The sequence below is a fragment of the Bartonella sp. EBT8 genome (assembly GCF_055796165.1).
Genome location: NZ_JBTTDJ010000013.1, coordinates 13,246 through 31,496, shown reverse-complemented (window position 1 = coordinate 31,496; position 18,251 = coordinate 13,246). Strand labels below are relative to the sequence as shown.

At 42.8% G+C, this 18,251-nt stretch carries 20 protein-coding genes; 19 read left to right on the top strand and 1 reads right to left on the bottom strand.

The genetic code is table 11. The features are described 5' to 3' along the window. Positions 1 to 1,169: 1,169 nt before the first annotated feature. The 19 genes from AC0QT4_RS07540 to AC0QT4_RS07450 all read left to right on the top strand — a co-directional run bounded on the left by AC0QT4_RS07540 (position 1,170) and on the right by AC0QT4_RS07450 (position 16,054). Positions 1,170 to 1,481: a hypothetical protein gene (locus AC0QT4_RS07540; RefSeq protein ID WP_473201098.1), complete on the top strand. Its 312-nt coding sequence runs from the start codon at positions 1,170 to 1,172 to the stop codon at positions 1,479 to 1,481. After that, positions 1,478 to 1,645: a hypothetical protein gene (locus AC0QT4_RS07535; RefSeq protein ID WP_473201097.1), complete on the top strand. Its 168-nt coding sequence runs from the start codon at positions 1,478 to 1,480 to the stop codon at positions 1,643 to 1,645. The genes AC0QT4_RS07540 and AC0QT4_RS07535 overlap by 4 nt, the downstream gene beginning before the upstream one ends. Further along, positions 1,635 to 1,856, top strand: coding sequence for a hypothetical protein (locus AC0QT4_RS07530; protein ID WP_473201096.1), 222 nt, complete (start codon positions 1,635 to 1,637; stop codon positions 1,854 to 1,856). Before AC0QT4_RS07535 ends, AC0QT4_RS07530 begins: the two co-directional genes overlap by 11 nt. Continuing rightward, entirely contained in the window at positions 1,846 to 1,983 is a 138-nt protein-coding gene (locus tag AC0QT4_RS07525) for a hypothetical protein (protein ID WP_473201095.1), read from the top strand. Before AC0QT4_RS07530 ends, AC0QT4_RS07525 begins: the two co-directional genes overlap by 11 nt. Positions 1,984 to 2,058: 75 nt before the next feature. Next, complete coding sequence (locus AC0QT4_RS07520) at positions 2,059 to 2,196, top strand: hypothetical protein (RefSeq protein ID WP_473201094.1); 138 nt, start codon at positions 2,059 to 2,061, stop codon at positions 2,194 to 2,196. Between the two features lie 131 nt (positions 2,197 to 2,327). Beyond that, a complete protein-coding gene (locus tag AC0QT4_RS07515) occupies positions 2,328 to 2,495 on the top strand; it encodes a hypothetical protein (RefSeq protein ID WP_473201093.1) in 168 nt (55 codons plus the stop codon). Beyond that, on the top strand, positions 2,485 to 2,664 hold the full coding sequence (locus tag AC0QT4_RS07510; RefSeq protein ID WP_473201092.1) for a hypothetical protein: 180 nt from the start codon (positions 2,485 to 2,487) through the stop codon (positions 2,662 to 2,664). Before AC0QT4_RS07515 ends, AC0QT4_RS07510 begins: the two co-directional genes overlap by 11 nt. Positions 2,665 to 2,686: 22 nt before the next feature. Continuing rightward, a complete protein-coding gene (locus AC0QT4_RS07505; RefSeq protein WP_473201091.1) occupies positions 2,687 to 4,012 on the top strand; it encodes a PBSX family phage terminase large subunit in 1,326 nt (441 codons plus the stop codon). After that, positions 4,013 to 5,848: a portal protein gene (locus tag AC0QT4_RS07500; RefSeq protein WP_473201090.1), complete on the top strand. Its 1,836-nt coding sequence runs from the start codon at positions 4,013 to 4,015 to the stop codon at positions 5,846 to 5,848. 62 nt (positions 5,849 to 5,910) lie between these two features. Beyond that, complete coding sequence (locus AC0QT4_RS07495; RefSeq protein ID WP_473201089.1) at positions 5,911 to 6,717, top strand: hypothetical protein; 807 nt, start codon at positions 5,911 to 5,913, stop codon at positions 6,715 to 6,717. Between the two features lie 527 nt (positions 6,718 to 7,244). Continuing rightward, positions 7,245 to 8,363 carry a N4-gp56 family major capsid protein gene (locus AC0QT4_RS07490; protein WP_473201088.1) on the top strand — a complete coding sequence of 373 codons (1,119 nt, stop codon included), beginning with the start codon at positions 7,245 to 7,247 and terminating at the stop codon, positions 8,361 to 8,363. 120 nt (positions 8,364 to 8,483) lie between these two features. Next, positions 8,484 to 9,179 carry a hypothetical protein gene (locus AC0QT4_RS07485; RefSeq protein WP_473201087.1) on the top strand — a complete coding sequence of 232 codons (696 nt, stop codon included), beginning with the start codon at positions 8,484 to 8,486 and terminating at the stop codon, positions 9,177 to 9,179. Positions 9,180 to 9,446: 267 nt separating this feature from the next. Then, positions 9,447 to 10,910, top strand: a complete 1,464-nt coding sequence (locus AC0QT4_RS07480) for a hypothetical protein (protein ID WP_473201086.1) — start codon at positions 9,447 to 9,449, stop codon at positions 10,908 to 10,910. Between the two features lie 329 nt (positions 10,911 to 11,239). Beyond that, positions 11,240 to 11,698 (top strand): hypothetical protein, encoded by a 459-nt coding sequence (locus tag AC0QT4_RS07475; RefSeq protein ID WP_473201085.1) that lies wholly within the window; start codon positions 11,240 to 11,242, stop codon positions 11,696 to 11,698. Beyond that, positions 11,695 to 12,819, top strand: coding sequence for a tail fiber domain-containing protein (locus AC0QT4_RS07470; RefSeq protein WP_473201084.1), 1,125 nt, complete (start codon positions 11,695 to 11,697; stop codon positions 12,817 to 12,819). The genes AC0QT4_RS07475 and AC0QT4_RS07470 overlap by 4 nt, the downstream gene beginning before the upstream one ends. After that, positions 12,816 to 13,559: a phage tail protein gene (locus AC0QT4_RS07465; RefSeq protein ID WP_473201083.1), complete on the top strand. Its 744-nt coding sequence runs from the start codon at positions 12,816 to 12,818 to the stop codon at positions 13,557 to 13,559. The genes AC0QT4_RS07470 and AC0QT4_RS07465 overlap by 4 nt, the downstream gene beginning before the upstream one ends. 197 nt (positions 13,560 to 13,756) lie before the next feature. Continuing rightward, entirely contained in the window at positions 13,757 to 14,089 is a 333-nt protein-coding gene (locus tag AC0QT4_RS07460; protein WP_473201082.1) for a hypothetical protein, read from the top strand. A gap of 9 nt (positions 14,090 to 14,098) precedes the next feature. After that, positions 14,099 to 14,371, top strand: a complete 273-nt coding sequence (locus AC0QT4_RS07455; RefSeq protein ID WP_473201081.1) for a hypothetical protein — start codon at positions 14,099 to 14,101, stop codon at positions 14,369 to 14,371. 1,239 nt (positions 14,372 to 15,610) lie between these two features. Then, positions 15,611 to 16,054: a hypothetical protein gene (locus tag AC0QT4_RS07450; RefSeq protein ID WP_473201080.1), complete on the top strand. Its 444-nt coding sequence runs from the start codon at positions 15,611 to 15,613 to the stop codon at positions 16,052 to 16,054. Positions 16,055 to 16,681: 627 nt separating this feature from the next. Here the strand turns inward: AC0QT4_RS07450 and fdhE are convergent. After that, on the bottom strand, positions 16,682 to 17,572 hold the full coding sequence (fdhE, locus tag AC0QT4_RS07445; RefSeq protein ID WP_473201079.1) for a formate dehydrogenase accessory protein FdhE domain-containing protein: 891 nt from the start codon (positions 17,570 to 17,572) through the stop codon (positions 16,682 to 16,684). Positions 17,573 to 18,251: the final 679 nt, after the last annotated feature.

Here is an 18,251-nt window from a genome sequence, read left to right as displayed (position 1 = left end):
TTAGGGTGTTCCTGTTAGGGTGTTCCTGTTAGGGTGTTCCTGTTAGGGTGTTCCTGTTAGGGTATGCCTGTTAGGGTGTGCCTGTTAGGGTGTGCCTGTTAGGGTGTGCCTAGAGGATAGATAAAAAATGATGATGGGACATAAAAAACTTGACAAGGTAAATCTCAAGAAGTATCATAATGATACAATTACAATTGCGCGCTTTTGTCAAAGCAAGTGAAAAGCGGGGAGATGCATTTCATATGTGGGGCAAAATCTTCGTAAAAAAATTTACAGAAATCCAGAAATCCCTTGTAACCGTTGTAATTTGGTAACCTTCGTAATTTTTCAAAAAATCCAGAAGGATCTTTGGTTTTTGCTTAGAGATGCTGGTTCGTGTCGTAAATTTTCAGATCTTGGGTTCTCAGATCTCGTGCTTGCAAAAATCATAAGTTTTGTGTTCTCTTCGAGCAGATTAGTTGTGAGAAGCAGTGGTCATTTGATAATTCTTTGTGATCATCCCTTGAATTTTAGGGGCTATCGGAAGAATTGTAGGGGTTATCAGAAACTCGATGCGTTCATCAGTCAAATTCGTGTGTATCATCAATAAGTTTTTGGGTGCTTGAGGAATTGGATGCTTGAGGAATTCCTAAACAGTGTTTTGTTCTGAAAGAATCTGAAAAGAAGAGGTCTTAGAAAATTTTGTCTGATGGACTATTTTTGCTCATCCTTTGGCTTGATGACTTTGCTGGGTGCTTAAGAAAAGTGGGGGATGGGATAAGTTTTTGCGGTTTTTTATGAGAGAATCCTCTTCTTATTCTCATCTCAAGAGGGCTTCCCTTCTAGGAGGAGCGTTCTTCTTTTTATCTTCTCTTGCTTTTTTCCCTTTTATGTTTGCTTTATTGCGGGGGCAAAAAGGAAAATTGCTTGGTTTTTGAGAGAATAAAGAGAATGACCGTAAGAAGAGGAAGAAGCCTGTGATAAAACGGCGAAAAACCTTTATTCAATTATCCACAAAAGGATGCGTATCCGGCAAAGGATTACTAAAATGGTTCATGGTCGTGCCTAAACGCTCTCAATGATTTTGATCTTTTAACAAAAGACTTTTCATTATTTTCAAAATTTCGTCCCTGATTTTACACTCTTTTCTGTCGTGGGAGGCGTTTTTCTTTATTTGAAGGAACATCATGATGGCTGATGAACTTTGTCTTCCTTTACGCCGAAAAGGGCGGAAAAAAGGTGCTTTGAATAAAACAACAAAGCGCTTTAATGAAGCCCTTCTTACTGCTGCTGAGCAAGCCGGATATCACTATGGTGAGGATGGGTTGGTCTCTTATCTCCAATATCATGCTCTTAATAATCCTGTGCCTTTTTTTTCGCTTCTTGCAAAGGTTTTGCCTTTGCAAGTGACTGGAGAGGCAGGGGGCGATGTTAAAGCCGTCTCACGTGTGGAGATTGTGCCGGTGGTTTCAAAAGACGCAGTGCTTGGAGACGATTCATGAGGCGGTGGGGGCGTGAGGGGCTGCCGTGGTGGTGTGGGATGTGTCTTTGGAGCGTTTTGTGGTGGAGGTTCGTGCTGATTGAGACCTTGCGTGGTGATGGTTTCAATGTGGTGCGTGGGTTCGTTATTGGAGAGACGGGGGCGGTGAGCTATTTTGCCTGTTGAAAGTGTGGCGGTGGTTTCAAAAGACGTGGTGCTCGGAGACGATTCATCAGGCGGCGGGGGTGTGAGGGGCTGCCGTGGTGGTGTGGGATGTGTCTTTGGAGCGTGTTGTAGAAGATTCGTGCTGATTGAGACCTTGCGTGGTGGTGGTTTCAAGGTGGTGCGTGGGTTCGTTATTGGAGAGACGGAGGTGGTGAGCCGTTTTGCTTGTTGAAAGTGCGGCGGTGGTTGCAAAGGATGTGATGCTTGGAGACGCTTCATCAGGTGACGGGGGTGTGAGGGGCTGCCGTGGTGGTGTGGGATGTGTCTTTGGAGCGTGTTGTGGTGGAGGTTTGTGCTGATTGAGACCTTGCGTGGTGATGGTTTCAATGTGGTGCGTGGGTTCGTTATTGGAGAGGCTGAGGTGGTGAGCCGTTTTGCTTGTTGAAAGTGCGGCGGTGGTTGCAAAGGATGTGGTGCTTGGAGACGCTTTATCAGGTGGCGGGGGCGTGAGGGGCTGCCGTGGTGGTGTGGGGCGTGTCTTTGGAGCGTGTTGTGGTGGAGGTTTGTGCTGATTGAGACCTTGCGTGGTGATGGTTTCAATGTGGTGCGTGGGTTCGTTATTGGAGAGGCGGGGGCGGTGAGCTGTTTTGCCTGTTGAAAGTGTGGCGGTGGTTTCAAAGGATGTGGTACTTGGAGACGATTCATGAGGCGGTGGGGGTGTGAGGGGCTGCCGTGGTGGTGTGGGGCGTGTCTTTGGAGCGTTTTGTGGTGGAGGTTCGTGCTGATTGAGACCTTGCGTGGTGATGGTTTCAATGTGGTGCGTGGGTTCGTTATTGGAGAGGCGGGGGCGGTGAGCTGTTTTGCCTGTTGAAAGTGTGGCGGTGGTTGCAAAGGATGTGGTGCTTGGAGACAATTCATCAGGCGGCGGGGGCGTGAGGGGCTGCCGTGGTGGCGTGGGATGTGTCTTTGGAGCGTGTTGTGGTGGAGTATGGTCCCTCTTGGGTGCGGTGGTGTGTACTGCTTGGACGTTTGGGGCTTGAGACTTGTAGTGTTTGAGGTTTTATGACAACGGCGCAAATTGCTCTTATTCCGAAATTGCTGCCCGTTTTTGCTGGAAAGGCTGATGTGCGAGCCGCTTGGGGAGGACGGGGATCTGGAAAAACCCGTTCTTTTGCTCTCATGTCTGCTGTGATGGGATATCGCCATGGAAAGGCTGGAGAGCGGGGGATTATTCTCTGTGCACGGCAATTTCAAAATTCTCTCAATGAAAGCTCGTTGGAGGAAATTAAACGGGCGATAGAAATGTATCCTTTCCTGCAAGACTATTACGAAATTGGCGATAAATATATTAAGTCAAAAGATGGACGGATTGTGTATGTGTTCGCTGGGCTTGATCGTAATATTGCAAGTATTAAATCAATGGGGAGGGTGTTTCTTTGTTGGGTGGATGAGGCGGAACCGGTGACGGAAACCGCTTGGCAAACCCTCATTCCAACTTTGCGTGAGGAAGGAAAAGATTGGAATGCCGAACTATGGGTGACATGGAACCCGTGCCGAGAAAATGCGCCTGTGGAACAACGTTTCCGAAATGTTGATGATCCCAATATCAAGGGGGCTGAAATCAATTGGCGGGATAATCCGCAATTCCCTGAAAAACTGAATCGAGATCGAAAAGCCGATTTAGCACAAAGACCTGAACAGTATAACCATATTTGGGAAGGCGAATATATGCAAGCTGTTCAGGGGGCTTATTATCAAAAAGCACTGCTCGAAGCTGAACAGGAGGGGCGTATTACCACTGTTCCGCGTGATCCACTCATGCAGGTTAAAATCTTTTGGGATATCGGAGGAACAGGGGCAAGGGCCGATGCGACCGCTTTATGGGTGGCGCAATTTGTGGGACGGGAAATTCGTGTCCTCGATTATTATGAAGCGCAGGGGCAACCCCTCTCAGAGCATGTGGGGTGGGTGTTTCAAAGGGGATATGATAAGGCGCTGATGGTCTTGCCCCATGATGGCGCGACTAAAGATCGTGTCTATAATGTTAGTTTTGAAAGTGCGCTCCAACAGGCGGGGTTTCAAACGAAAGTTATTCCTAATCAGGGGATCGGGGCGGTCAAAATGCGTATCGAAGCGGTCAGGCGATTGTTTCCTGCTATATGGTTTAACCGTGAAACAACACACGCGGGGCGAAAAGCGCTCGCTTGGTATCACGAAAAGCGGGATGAACAACGAAATATCGGGTTGGGCGCTGAACATGATTGGGCAAGCCATGGCGCCGATGCTTTTGGACTGATGTGCGTGGCTTATGAACAACCTCAGGCGAGACCAAAAAAAACTGCTTATCGCTCGCTTCACCATTCTCAAACTTCATGGATGGCTTTTTAAATGAATAGTTCTCATAATTCTTTCGATCCTTTAGAAACCCTTGAAAATCAGGCGCTGTTTAAAAAACTCGTGGGCTGGTATCATGATGATATTGCCCATGTCGAGCAATGGCGAAAAAATGCCCAAGAAGACTACGATTTTTATAATGGGCGCCAATGGAATGAGCAAGATCTTGCCGCGTTGCGCGAACAAAATAGACCCGTCATGACTTTTAACCGTATTGCTCCTTTGATCAATGCCGTGATTGGCACTGAGCGCAATAATAAAAGACAAGTGCAATTTATTCCACGACAAGAAGGTGCTGCTTTTGCCAACCAGATCCTCACGGGGGCTGCTGAATGGTTTCGTGATGAGGCCGGTGGAGAGTATGAGGATTCTGATGCCTTTCAAGATGCGATCATTTGCGGTATGGGCTGGACAGATACACGCCTCGATTATGAAGAAAATCCTCAAGGAAAACCCGTCATTGCACGATTGGATCCACTGAAAATGGTCTGGGATGCAAGTGCGGTCAAACCAAATCTCATCGATGCGCAGCGCTTGTGGTATATTGATGAAAAACCACTGGATATAGCCAGGGAAATGTTCCCTCATGTCCATTGGAGTGATCTGAATGCTGATTGGGTGAAAAATCAGAGCGTTTCGTCGCATATGAGCTATAGTGATCAACGCTATCATGGAGATGGGGAGGAGGGGGCAAATTTTCAGAGCCCTAAAATGGTCACATTGGCTGAATGCCGATGGTTCGAACGCGAAGTTGTTTATAAAGTTCTTGATCCGTTCAGTGGGATATATAGCGATTATTCTGAGAAGGATTTCCAAAAATTAAAGAGAGATTTTCCTGAAATCCAAGCAACACGTTTGACGAGGAGAGTTGTTAAACGTGCCTTCTTGGGGCGAAAATTGCTTGAAGCACCAGATCAACCCCTCGTGCCTCCTAATCAGTTGGGGTGGGAGTGTATTACCGGAACTTTCGATAAATTAAGCCGACAATTTTACGGTATTGTGAAACCAACAAAAGATCCGCAACGCTGGGCAAATAAATATTTTAGTCAAGTGATGCATCTGCTCAATAGCCAATCAAAAGGTGGAATTATGGCTGAACGCGATGCTTTCGATGACGATCGCCAAGCGGTGGAAAGTTGGGCGCGGGCCGATAGTATTACTTGGTTGAAAAGTGGCGCGGTCTCGGGGGGGAGGATTCAGCCTAAACCCGTGGCGCAATTTCCACAAGGATTCTTCCAGCTGTTTAATGAAGCAAAGAGCGCACTCGAACAGGTGACCGGATTGTCTTCTGAATTTATTGGTACAAGGGCGGTGAACCAACCAGGTGTTCTGGAACAACAACGGCGCCAATCGTCACTCAATCTGTTGGCTTCTTTCTTTGATGGCTTGCGGCGATATCGACAAAGACAGGGGAAAATTATTCTCTATCTTATTCAAAACTATCTCTCCGATGGGCGGTTGGTGCGTATCGCTGGTGAGGAAAATGCTCAATATGTGCCGCTAACACGCGAAATGATTACCAGTTTGGAATATGATATTGTTGTTGATGATGCGCCTACAAGTCTTAATGAAAAAGAGCGGACATTTGCAATTATTATGCAATTGCTGCCTTTGATGCAAAATTTCACAACGCCAGAGATTATGCTCGATCTGTTACGCTATTCACCTTTGCCTGCATCGCTCATCCATAAAATTGCTATCAAAGCGCAAGCGAACAATCTAGAGGAGCAAAGTGCTCCTGTGCAAAGAGACCATGCTGGAGAAATGCTTGCGGGTAATGCTGGAGTGGAACAGCTGGTGCAAGCTGTTTTGCAAAATGTAAATGCGTAAAAGTAAACGGCTCGCTTTGGAAAAATATTATTTTATCGCTTGAAAAAGAAAAGGCTAACAGGATGAATCAGGAATATCTAACGCCCGCAGAACAAAACCATTTGCAACAGGGCTTTCTTGCTACAAAACAAGACGATAGCGAAAGGGCTGGAGAGGAATCGGAAAAGATTCTGGAAGGTCAATTTGTAGGGCATCAGCATGCTCACGAACATCAGGAGGGACAGCAAAAGGGTGAGCAACAACAAGAGGGGCAAGAGGTGGTGGAGGGTGACGGACCGCCTGATCCACAAAAAGATTTTATGGGCTATATGCAATGGTTGGGGAAAACACTGCATAAACAGGAATTGTTGCAGGCTGAACAACAACAGAATTCTCTTACTTCTGAAGCACAACAGTTGCAGGCTTTTTTTCAGCAATCTGTTGCGAGCGTGAAACAAAAACATCATGATTTTGATCAGGCTGCCGATTTTATTTACGAGACAAGGGCTAAGCAGTTGGCTGCTGTTACTTCCCTCTATCCGGAAATGGCTGATCCAAAAGCCATTGACGAAGTGATTGGCAATGAGTTGAAGCAGATCTTGCGCGTTTGTGCGCAGAAAAACCAAAATCCTGCTGAAGTCATTTATTCTATTGCACAAAAAATTGGCTACACAAATGGTGCAAATGATGCCCAAAAAGATGGGGGGCAAAATTGGCAGGAAAGACAGAATGCTGCTCGTACTCTTGCTGCCTATAACGGTTTGACGCCAAGTGGTCCCATTTCTTTGGAGATGCTTGATAAAATGACAGAAGCAGAATTTAATCTTTGGGTTTCTGATCCCAAAAATAAAGCGGCTTTTAACCGCTTAATGGGAGGAGCAGATCTCTAAGAGAGAGATTTGTGAAGGAGGCATGTGAGAAGGGAAGCCCTTGAAGAAGGCTTTTGGTCAAAAGGTTAATGGGAATGTGAGGATTTTGAAAGCATAAATGCAGGGAGAAAATCTCGCATAAGGGGGAAGAGACACGTTTCTAAAAAGGGTACCATCGAGAAAAAAAGAGACAATGGAAAATAAATGCTAAAACCAATGTGATTGTTTCAAACAGAAGGGGAAGTGTTCATTTAACCTTCTTTCTGGGGGGGAAGATCTCTGAAAGGACAGCTTGAAGGGGGATCATGTGAGAAGGGATGCTCTTGAAGCCGAGAGGGGTGAAAAGCACCAAAGGTGGAAGAGGGGAGAGCCTCTTTGAAGATAAGAGCGCAGTGAGGAGATCTCGCATAAGGGGGAGGCGAAGGAGACCAGGCAAAAATTACACAAAATATACAATAAAAATCCACCCTCTGAGAATGAGAAATGTGGAGTTTTAATAGCCGGCTTCTTTGCCGGTTTTTTTCTGTCGATAAACTTTAGAGGATAAAATGACCGTAACTTATATCGGAATTAATGACCCAATGGCAGTACGTACATGGTCTAAATTACTAAACCAAGAGGTTTCAAAAGCAATTCCTATCGCACCATTGATTGGCAATGATTCCAACAGTATCGTCCAATTAAAAGATGAAACAAATAAAGCAAGTGGCGATGCCATTAACTTTAACTTGCGCGTACAGCTGCTTGGGGATGGGGTCAGTGAAGGGCAAACGCTTGAAGGCAATGAAGAAGCCCTCCAATTTCTTAATGACCGCTTGGCTATTAACGAACTCGTTCATGCCGTGCGGGTCAAAAATGAAGGAACGATCGATCAGCAACGTATTCTCCATGATTTGCGGACCGAAGCGAAAAATGGATTGGTCGATTGGTATGCTGATCGCTTGAGTATGATGTTCTTCATTCAAGTTTGCGGATATACCGCAAAAGCGCTTAACTTTGAAGGACGTTCCATTACTCTTAAACCGGTGCATTATGGGTTTAATACACCAACGGCGCCAACTGATAAACGAATTGTTCGTCCTAATGGGAAAACAAAAGATGAAGACTTGAAAGAAAATGATGGTTTTAATCTTAAGTTGATTGATCAAGCCGTTGAACGCGCTAAACTGGCAAATCCTAAAATTAGACCAGTGCGCATTGATGGGGAAAATGTCTATGTGCTTTATCTGCACCCAACCCAAGTGACACAATTGCGGACCAATACAGATGCCGGTCAATGGCTCGATATTACCAAAGCAATCTATAGTGGAAGCCGTCTTAAAAATCCACTCTATGATGGATCCCTTGGAATGTATAATGGTGTTGTTTTGCGGGAAGCTGAACATGTCACGGAAGGGGTCGAATCTGCAACAACGAATAAGGCGGTGCCAAATGTGCGGCGCGCTGTTCTCTTGGGAGCACAAAGTGCTGTGATTGCTTTTGGAAAAGATCGTGGGGCTACACGCTATAAATTGGTTGAAGAGCTGTTTGACTATGAACGGGAGTTCGGGGTCGCCGCTAAGACCATTATAGGAATGAAAAAAACGTGCTACAATTTACCAGGAAGTAACCAAGGCGTCCAGGATTTCGCAACAATCGTTATCCCAACTTATGGAGCGCCTGCTTAAAGAGGCTGCCTTAAAAACGATGCTCGTTTGTAAAATCTTCTCTCCAGCAGAAAAATTTGTTGGGGGGAAGAAAAGCATGACATCTAAAATGTTGCATAGATAAAAGGATTCTGATTGCTTATGACCGTTCCATCCCCTGATGCCAATGATCTTAATCGCATATATTCGAGCCGTTCTAAAACCTTTGCTCATATGGTGGCTCTTATTCAAGATGAAATTGATGATACAACGGCTGAATATTCGACGCAAATTCAAGATTCCATTTTTACCGCTTTGCGTTTGTGTGAAAGCGAACCCCTCTTTTTTAATGGAAAAAGAGAGGAAACTTTTAAAACAAAACGTGATAAAATATGGTATGGGAAAGGTGACGGCGTTTTTATTAGAAAAGAAACAGATGTGGAAGCCGTCTTTTTGGAAACAGATTCTGCGACACAAAAACAATTGCTCTTTGGATCTGTAGACGCGTTGCTACAACAATATGGCGTGGTTCCTCCAATGGGAGAGACTCTTTTTTATACCTTCTGGGATAAAATGATCGGACTTCTGCCTGTACCAGAAAAGGTTAATACCGTACGAATTGTTTACGCGCCTCGCCGTTTTGGCGATGAAGGCGTGCGTGAAGAAGAGGATCCTTGGTTTATCTATGCCTTTGATCTTATTAAAGCGCGTGCAAAATATGAACTCTACAAAAATATCCTGAAAGATCCTGAATATGCTGCTGTTTCTTTTAGAGATTATCAAGAACAACTGCAAATTTTGCGATTTGAAACTTCGCGCCGAAAACAGGCTTCAAATATTCTACCAACGTGTTTCTAAAGGGCTCGTTCTTCATGGTGTAGGGGTTGAGGAGACGTGGATCGTGAATGTTTATAGGGGGGATGGTGGGTGGTTAAGGGTTTCCTCTTTTGAGGAACTTGAGGGTGCCAATTGTGCTGTTTACTGCTGCCTATAGTGTAATTTATGCTTTTCTTACAGAGTTTTATTCCATTGGAGAGGCTCTTTTGTTCAAATAAAATAAGCCTTTGCGATTTGAAATATCGCTTCCGATAAGGTTCTTCAAATATTCTTTTCATGGGGTTCTCAATGGCTTTTTTCCCAATCGCGGATTATCGGCCCGATGTGGCTGACATCAATGGCATCTTTACCGATGAGCTTATCAATGTGTTGCCGGCCGATGGGTCCTATATCCCTATGCCAAGCTTTAAGCCTCTCTCAGAGCCTTGTCCTGATCGTATTTTAGGGGCTCTTGCTGTGAAAACAAAAAATGGCGTGGCTATTATTGTTGGGACAGCACAAAAAATCTACCTTCTCAACAATACAACAATGCAATGGCAAGATATTAGCCGAAGGGGAAAACCCTATTTTGCCAATATCGATGCTCCATGGTCCTTTGCTTTGTTTGGCGATTATGTCATTGCCGTTAATGCCAATGATAAACCACAAGTGATCGATCTTAATCATGATAGAAAATTTAGAAATTTAGGCGGAAATCCTCCGCGAGCCGGTATTGTGCGGGTGTGGGGAGATTTCGTCTGTTTGATGAAATTAACTGAACATCCAAGACGCGTGCATTGGTCGGGGTTGAATGATGCCGAATGCTGGACCGTGGGACAAAAAAGCTGCGATTATCAGGATTTCCCCGATGGCGGATTCGTGCAAGGGGCAACGGAAACAACAAATCCAATCATCTTTATGCGCTCTGCAATCTATGCCGGATCCTTTATCCCTGGCTCTAAGATTATCTTCAGTTTCCAAAAAATCCACGATAAACGCGGGGCGAAAAATGCTGAATCAATCGTTTGTCGTGGAGATCTTGCCTTCTTTGCTGATGAAGGCGGATTTTATCAGATGACCAATGAGGGACAGATTATACCTATCGGCTTTGAAAAAGTTGATAGAACGATGACAACAAAATCGTGTAGTAATAATCTCTACACCCTCTCTGCTGCTATCGATGGCGTGTATAATCGCGTTTATTGGATGATCAATACCGATGATACCGTACAAAAACATATCTTACTCATCTATGATTGGGGATTGCAAAAATGGACCAAAGCAACCGTAGATCTCAAAATGGTTTTACCCATTTTCGTGGCGGGAATGACTTTGGAGGCTCTTGATCGCGTTTCAAAAAAACTTGATGATTTATCCTTTTCGCTCGATAGTAAAGCTTGGAAAAATGAAGCACCTATTCTTGGTGCCTTTGATCATCAGGGAAGACTCGGTTCCTTTTCCGGTAAACCTATGGCTTGTGTGGTGACCTCACAAGAAATGGGGCAAACAAATGGGACCATAACGCGGGTCAAAAATATTATGCCTCAAGTCAATAGTGGTGAGTTCACTTTATCTGTGGGGATGCGTTTGAGGCAATCGATTGAAGAGGAAACTGTTTGGTTGCCGGAAAAAAAGCCTTCTCAGAATACTGGGCAAATTCATTCTCGCGCTAGGGCGCGTTTTTATCGCTTTAAATTGCGAATTCCTGAAGGGGTGAATTGGTCGCATGTGACTGGATTCGATGTGGAATTGAAGGCTGCCGGCATGCGATAGCATGCCATGAAATAAAGGTGCATGCGATAGCATGCTATGAAATAAAGGCGTGTGCGGTAGCGTGCCATGGTAATGAAGGCGTTTGCGATAGCATGCTATGAAATAAAGGTGTGTGCGATAGCGTGCCATGGTAATGAAGGTGTGTGCGGTAGAATTTGCCGCCTGAATAAAGGAATAGCTGGTAGCGTGCTTTTTGTGGGGGAGGAGGCGCGGTGGTGTGCTTCTTCTTAACAGAGTATGTTCAGGGGAGATTATAAAAACATGAGCTTTGCGTGCTTCATAATTGGTAGAGGGTTCTGTTTTAAAAGAAGGTGGGAAGAGTCAACGTTATGACACTGCAACATGAAAGCCAAAATCTTTATTCTGCTCATCTTACTGATCAATGGTCGTGGGAAAAAATAGCTCCCTATCAAGAGGCTCTCAATGCTGCTTTGAAAAAATACGCCAAACGCTTTCCCGATGATGTCTGTTTGAAAACAATTGCTGAAGAATTGACGACTGGGCAAGCTCAATTATGGCTGATCTTAAAAAATAAAACGCAGTTTAGTGCTTTTGCAATGACCAAAGTTGAAAGAACCCTGAGGGGGAAAAAACGCGTTGTCCTTTCCGATCTTGCTGGTGAGGGAGGTCCAAAATTGGTCCAATTGATTGAAAAGGTCGAACAATGGGCACGGTCAATTCAGGCTGAGGAAATGCATATGTTTGGAAGATTCGGGTGGGCTAAAATGCTGTCTCGTCACGGATATTCTCGTGATTTTATTCATTATAGAAAGGTTCTCGTCCCATGAGAAAAAAAACAACACCTCAAGTGCAAACAGTAACACAAACAAATGCTCCACCCGCTTGGGCAGCAGATATCTTCAAAAAAGCAAGTGCACAAGCGCTCGATCTTTATAATAAAGGAATTGGTGGAAACGTGTATCAGGGAGAGCGGGTTGCTGGTCTTAGTGATATGACACAAAATGCTCTTACCGGTCTGGAAAGTGCTGCGCGTCAATATAATAATCCAGCACTGACCCAATGGTTTAATGCGCCAACGCAAAGTGCTACAAACCTCCTCAATATGGCAAAGGGAGACTGGATTGGGGGCAATAGTAAATTTAATGCTGCATTGCAAAATGCTTTGAGTAAAACTTCTGATGCCATTAATCAATCTATGTCTGGGGCGGGGCGCTATGGCTCTGGTGCACATACCGGTGTGCTCGCTGATGAGCTTGGAGCTTTGGCGACAAGTGCTACTGCACAGCAGTATAATCAAGATGTCAACAATATGATGAATGCTAATCAGATGATTGATCACTCATCGCGTGATCAGGTTAATGCCGCGAATACCTATTATCAAGGGCAAAGTAACGCACAAGCTAATGCTTTGAAGGGCGGAATGATTCAAGATCTAAACCGGCAAAATGCTTTGGACGCTGAGCGGCAAAAATGGACCGAACAAGATAATCAAGGTTGGAACCGGTTGGCGCAATTGTTGAATGTGGGAACACAAGCCGCTGGAAATTACGGAACAAAATCAGGAAACTCAACAACCATGCCTTCCATTACAAAAGATCCATTACGCGATGCTCAGCAAGTGCTCGGACTTGTGGGAGGAATTTTAGGACTTTGTGATGCGAGAGCGAAAGAAAATATCATCCCCGTCGGTGAGAAAAATGGCTATCCACTCTATCTCTTTAATTATAAGGGGCATCCGCAACGCTATCGCGGTGTTCTTGCTCAAGATGTTCTGCGTTTGAATCCCGCTGCTGTTTTTATCAATGCAAAGACAAAACTCTTGCATGTCGATTATGATAAAATCGGTTTTCAAATGAAAAAAATTACACCGTTTAAAAAGAAAATGGCGGCTTTCTTTTCTGCTCTTTTTGCCCGTCTGCGCTTTTTGCAAAAAGGATATGTGCTATGAGCTCGATTTATGATTGGTCACTTGAAGCCTCTGAAAACGCCTACGCTGATGAAAATATAAACTGGGCTGAAGGGCAACCGCCAAGCTCAGTCAATGATAGCGCGCGTGCTATGATGCAACGGATCAAAGAATATCTATTCGATAATGGGGGGGGAATTGAAACAGAGTTTGCCGTCGATAGGCATCATCAAAGAACATCTATTCATTTAGAGACAAAGTCTCCGTTTGAATCATATAGCAATGGTATTGTGGTGCGCTTTAAAGCTCAAGGGGTGAATAAAGGTGTAACAAATGTGGCGTTAAACAGATTACCGACAAGACCCGTTTATAAAATTACATTAGAGGGTATCGCTCCGCTCAGTGGAAGAGAAATTCAAAGTGGCGGTCTTTATGAGTTGGTCTATACCTGCAATATTGCTGGAGAAAATGCCGATGGTTGGTTTTTAACAAATCCTACCACGAGTTCTTCTCAACTTTTACCTCCGGGCTTTGTTGCCTCTTTTGCTATGAAAAATATCCCTGAAGGGTGGCTTTTGTGTGATGGGAGCGCGTATTCACAAAAAGACTATCCAGATCTCTTTAATGCAATTGGTGATAAATGGGGAAGAGGAGGTCTGTCAGGAACATTTAAGGTGCCAGATTTGCGCGATTCACATTCTTCTAGTTCCAGATTTGGCTTTCCAAGACCGCACTTTTCAGTTTCTTCCGATTCTGACTTTGTTTATGCGATTAAAGTGTAAAAATTGAATCTTTTTGCAGCGCTAAACTAAGTTCTTAAAGTCGTGTTGAAGCACATGCTTCGGTTGGAGGGTGTTGTTCAGACACTTTTTAGTAAATTGTCAAAGGGTGTCTGTAAAAAACACGGCTCGTGAAAATAGGCCAAGGCGTTGATTTTACGTACTCTTTCTTCTGTAACCAATATGAATGAGGTCATAGTATGGCACTTTTTCCATTTTCTATCGCTGATATTGATGAGCCTGAACATATTCGTGTGGTTCTTTATGCGAGTGGACGAATGGGACATGCTCCATTGAATGCATTGTTGAAAAAAAACTGTCAAGATATCGAGAGTCTTGACGAAAAACAAAGCAGAGATATCACGCAACTCACTAAGCGTATGGATGCTGTGGAACAGCAATTGAAAACACTTATGAAAGTTCCTAACGATATCCAACAAAATACTCAACAAAGCACTAAAGACAGTAAAACAGAAGGTGAATCCTCCAAAGTAAGCGGTGGAGATCTTCCCATAAGTGCTGCTGCTCGTTGATCTGTCGGTATGGTTTCTGGTATTAAACTCTCTGCTTTTCATGATAGAGCTCTTGATGCTGGTAAAAACGGTATCCAACAAAATGCTCAACAGAGCAGTAAAGAGAGGAAAAAAGAAGATGAATCCTTCCAAGTAAGCAGTGGAAATCTTTCCATAAGCGCTGCCGGTATGATTTCTGGCGTTGAGATCTCTTCTCTTCATGATGGGGCTCTTGATTTTGGTAGAAACAATATCCAACAAAATGCCCAACAGAGCAGTAAAGAGAGGAAAACAGAGGATTAATCCATACTAGATGATGAATTCTTTACAAGACTGCCTCCTGAAGATCTTGATATGGGTAGATCTGTTGGTGATGCTCTTGTCTTTAAGGATCTTCTCAAGCACTAAAAAGGTTCAAGATTCTATAAGAAAGCTTGCGCTTGGTAAAGGAATCAGAACGGACGCATTGGCTCGCTTAGGAAAAGTGTATTAAGAGAGGGGGAAAGCGTTGTCGTGCATCAGTGAAAGCTCTTTTGTGGCGGAAAAAATTCCATTGTTCCGCAAAGGGATCAATTAAAAGCAAAGTGGGAAACAGCTTCCTAAGAGATTGCGTACAGTTTGAAAAATTATCGACAGATGCGCGAGTGGTCTTTAATCAAGAAGAGGTTTATTGCTTTTGTGTCGTTTTGCAAGAAGAGAGGAATGGACCACAATGTGGATGCAAAAATCTTTTGCAAAGGGGATGCTTTGTGTTGTTCTTGATAAAAATGTCTCCTTTTTGTGCAGTGGGGTTGTAAAAGAGTGCTGTGAAAGATGATGCTATAAATGCATTCTTATAGAATATGCGTATAGAGCCAAGGTCGTTGCTGTTTCTTTGCATCACTGAAGTGTTCAATAGAAATCTTGAGGGAATATTGATAGCAATGTTTGCTAGGTGAACCGATGAAGTGAATTAAGGGAGCATGAGGGGGAGACCGATAAATAGTGAGGCGGTAAAATCTCTAGCTTTTAAGGAAAGCTTTAACGAAGGCGGGTTGGAAGATACTTTATCGCAAAAAAACGTTTTGATTATGCTTGTGATGGTCTTCATGCGGTTCATCTCGAAAGCAGAGTGAAATTTCCCCAATATTTTTTCGTGAAAAATAACGCAGCAATGACAACGAAAAATTCTCTCTGCACTGCAAAGCAGGATATTGATATCAAAAAATAACTGTATGACTTGCAAAGCACGTCTTTGCTTCATCGAAAATAAATCATAGTGCCTTTATGAAATTTTCTTCAAGAGAGCTTGAGGGGAATGCCTCTCTCCTTTTATTACAGGGGATCTTTTACTACAGTGGGGATAAAAAGTTTTCAACAGAAGTTTTAAACAACAGAGGAATAAAAATATTCACGATCCAGAAAAATATGGCATAGAACAAAAGAAGTGTTTTGGTAAGAAGTTTGACAGTTTGTTACTGGGATACGCATTTTGTGCGTTGATGCTTCTCTCCTTTTTTGCTGTAAAAAGTTTATCTTGGGATGTTAAAGGATATAGACTGTATGGAAAAAAGAATCCGCGCACGGCAAAATGCTTATTTCAAAAAATTATATCGTAAGGGCATGTTCATTGGCTTGGTGCTTTTTTTTCTTTTGGCATTTTGTGTGAGCGCTGTAAAAATGATGGGTTATTTTTCTTCCCAAAAACAAACTGTACAACAGGAGCCTGTTGCATTAACTATTCCAGTCTTTGATCTGCGCGTCTATTGCAAGGAAATTGCTGCTTCAGTAACGCCCGATATGAGAAAAGAAGTTTATCAGCGTTGTTTTAATTCGGAAAGTCAAGCCTATTTTTCTATTCGTGAAATGTGGGATGAACTTTCTGATGTGACAAAAAAACAATGTATAAAAAGGGTACGGCCCGGGGATGGAAATTATTTTCTCTTACGCGATTGTTTTCTCAGTGAAAAAGAGAGAGAAAAAAAGAAAATACGCAATCACTTTTAAGTTTTTACAAGAAAATTGAAACAAAAAATTGAAGAATATGCGAAATTTGATGATAAAGAACAAAGTTTAGCATTCAAAAAAACAGCACATTTTATAAAAATAGACCATAAAAGAATATTTTAAATTCCCCGATAGAAATGCCCCGATAGAAATGATTGTCGAAATGCGACAAAAGCTTTCTTGTTATCGAATGATTTGAATCGTACGACAAATGAAAAAAAACTGGAATATTGTTTATCTGTTTCACGCATTATTCTTTCAAAGTGATGAAAAAGGGCGGGAAAAGCTAGAGCTTTACTTTGCTTTTCAAAAAAGCATGAAGATAAAATCGACAGTCTTGAGTAGCAAAGACCATTTATTTTCCTGTGATGCTGCATTTCTATGCTGACCCTAGAAAATGCTGCGAAAAAAGTATCAACACCATAGTGTCTTGCCCTAGTACTTGTTTTGGTGCGTGAATTATTGGCAACAGCTTTTGGTGTTTTGTCGTTGCCGTGCTTGTGTGTTGTTGAGAGCCGTGATGTTAAAGTCTTCCTTGTTTTTTTCAGAGGTTTTTGTCCCTTTTCTTGACAGTTTGGGATTAAGGGCTTTGTCGTTCAGCTGCTTTGTTCAGAGAAAAAGGAGTTATTAAAAGTCTTCTGCTAAAAAGGGATTAAAATTCTTAGACGCAAAATGAAAAGAGCCCTTGGGTGAAAAATTAAGTGTGGAAGTGGCAATGTCATCGGCAAAAACATCTAAACTGGGATTTTTATACTGATTGAATTGTTTGCAAGAGGATCGACATGCTTGACAAGTTTCCAATACAATGCCGTCGGGCACATTTTCGATGTTGTGAAGGGAAACATTCTGCGTTGTTTTACAAAAGGTGCATTGGTTATGCGGGAGAGACCAAAGGGTACCACAATAAAGGCATGAGCAGAATTTTATGGTTTCGTCTAGTTTCCAATCGATAATGAGGTTGGCGGAATGGGCGCCATTGCAAGCAGGGCAGAGATTGCTTTGTTGGGGGATTAAGCTTTGCGTCTCAAGCTGTGAAGCGGTAAGAGAATATAGGATTTGCAATGCACCCATGATAAAAATATGTTCTGCGAATTGTTGTGGAGGGAGTGTTTGATCTAAAAGATTTTGTCCCCAGAGGCGCCATTGGTCTTTTTGTTGTTGTGTGCGAACCAGAGATTCCTGTTTTATTGCTGAAAATGCTTTGCTGAGGAGTGGTAAGGTTAACAGACTTCTAAAAAAATCCTCAATGATGCTTTCGTATAAACCCAAAGTTAATAACTTTTGTCGATCAAAAGGGGGTGTTGAAGGAGCACCAAAAATGCTAAGGGGGCGAGAGAAGTCTTTAAATTTTTCAGTCGATTGTTGTTGAGCATGACAAAAATGAGCCCAAAAAAGGAAAAAATCTTTATCAGAGGAGCTGTTGGATAACTGTGCAAAACGCTCTGCTCGTTTTTTAAATAAAGTTTTCTGATTAGGCAGTATGAAAGCTGGAAAGTGCATTATACTCTTCTCATTCATAGTTTCCATTCTTATTTGTAAAGCATGTATTTTTTTGTTGCAACTTTAATTTTTTGTATGGCATGTGGGTCGTTTTTTCTCATAAATTTATGTTTTGGTATTGTTATACTTGGCTGTTATATTGCTCGTCTTATGTGTTTTCGATTCAATTGTTAATTTTTAAAAATAACCAACAAATTTATAGTGTAGAGAGAAGTTTTTGACAATAAGGGAGACTTGTTGATAAGAAAAGGACTTGAAGAATGCCTTAAGATAAACTATCTATAAGACAAAACAGTTTTTTGAAGCGGGTGTGGATTGTCGCTTATAAAGGGGTTGCTTTAGGGCAGAAGAAAGGCTATGTTCATACCGTGAATGAATTCATGTAGTAACTCGTGGGGAAATTAAGTGCTTATGAATTGAGTGCACATAAAGGGCAGAGAAGAGCAGCATTTTTAGGATAAAGCGGTGATTTTAGAACAAAAAAATGAGTTTCTCTTTATTCTCTGAGGGGGTTGTTTGTTTGCCATGGGTGTTGTACGCATGTTCTCGTTTTTGTTTTTCCACAAGATGGTTAGTTTTTTAATGAAATATGGTCTATTTTTTAAAAAAACACTTGGCTTTTCATGTGAACATCACTAGGTTTCTGCCGGTTAACAGAGAAAGAGGGAATCTTCAACTTCTATGTTCCCTGCTATGT

What these genes read in the sequence shown, in the direction of transcription:
- AC0QT4_RS07465 (WP_473201083.1), top strand. Translation starts at nt 12,816, where the DNA reads ATGAGCTCGATTTATGATTGGTCACTTGAAGCCTCTGAAAACGCCTAC.
- AC0QT4_RS07455 (WP_473201081.1), top strand. Translation starts at nt 14,099, where the DNA reads ATGGTTTCTGGTATTAAACTCTCTGCTTTTCATGATAGAGCTCTTGAT.
- AC0QT4_RS07475 (WP_473201085.1), top strand. Translation starts at nt 11,240, where the DNA reads ATGACACTGCAACATGAAAGCCAAAATCTTTATTCTGCTCATCTTACT.
- AC0QT4_RS07490 (WP_473201088.1), top strand. Translation starts at nt 7,245, where the DNA reads ATGACCGTAACTTATATCGGAATTAATGACCCAATGGCAGTACGTACA.
- AC0QT4_RS07460 (WP_473201082.1), top strand. Translation starts at nt 13,757, where the DNA reads ATGGCACTTTTTCCATTTTCTATCGCTGATATTGATGAGCCTGAACAT.
- AC0QT4_RS07515 (WP_473201093.1), top strand. Translation starts at nt 2,328, where the DNA reads ATGAGGCGGTGGGGGTGTGAGGGGCTGCCGTGGTGGTGTGGGGCGTGT.
- fdhE (WP_473201079.1), bottom strand. Translation starts at nt 17,572, where the DNA reads ATGAATGAGAAGAGTATAATGCACTTTCCAGCTTTCATACTGCCTAAT.
- AC0QT4_RS07540 (WP_473201098.1), top strand. Translation starts at nt 1,170, where the DNA reads ATGGCTGATGAACTTTGTCTTCCTTTACGCCGAAAAGGGCGGAAAAAA.
- AC0QT4_RS07505 (WP_473201091.1), top strand. Translation starts at nt 2,687, where the DNA reads ATGACAACGGCGCAAATTGCTCTTATTCCGAAATTGCTGCCCGTTTTT.
- AC0QT4_RS07480 (WP_473201086.1), top strand. Translation starts at nt 9,447, where the DNA reads ATGGCTTTTTTCCCAATCGCGGATTATCGGCCCGATGTGGCTGACATC.
- AC0QT4_RS07450 (WP_473201080.1), top strand. Translation starts at nt 15,611, where the DNA reads ATGGAAAAAAGAATCCGCGCACGGCAAAATGCTTATTTCAAAAAATTA.
- AC0QT4_RS07535 (WP_473201097.1), top strand. Translation starts at nt 1,478, where the DNA reads ATGAGGCGGTGGGGGCGTGAGGGGCTGCCGTGGTGGTGTGGGATGTGT.
- AC0QT4_RS07470 (WP_473201084.1), top strand. Translation starts at nt 11,695, where the DNA reads ATGAGAAAAAAAACAACACCTCAAGTGCAAACAGTAACACAAACAAAT.
- AC0QT4_RS07495 (WP_473201089.1), top strand. Translation starts at nt 5,911, where the DNA reads ATGAATCAGGAATATCTAACGCCCGCAGAACAAAACCATTTGCAACAG.
- AC0QT4_RS07485 (WP_473201087.1), top strand. Translation starts at nt 8,484, where the DNA reads ATGACCGTTCCATCCCCTGATGCCAATGATCTTAATCGCATATATTCG.
- AC0QT4_RS07500 (WP_473201090.1), top strand. Translation starts at nt 4,013, where the DNA reads ATGAATAGTTCTCATAATTCTTTCGATCCTTTAGAAACCCTTGAAAAT.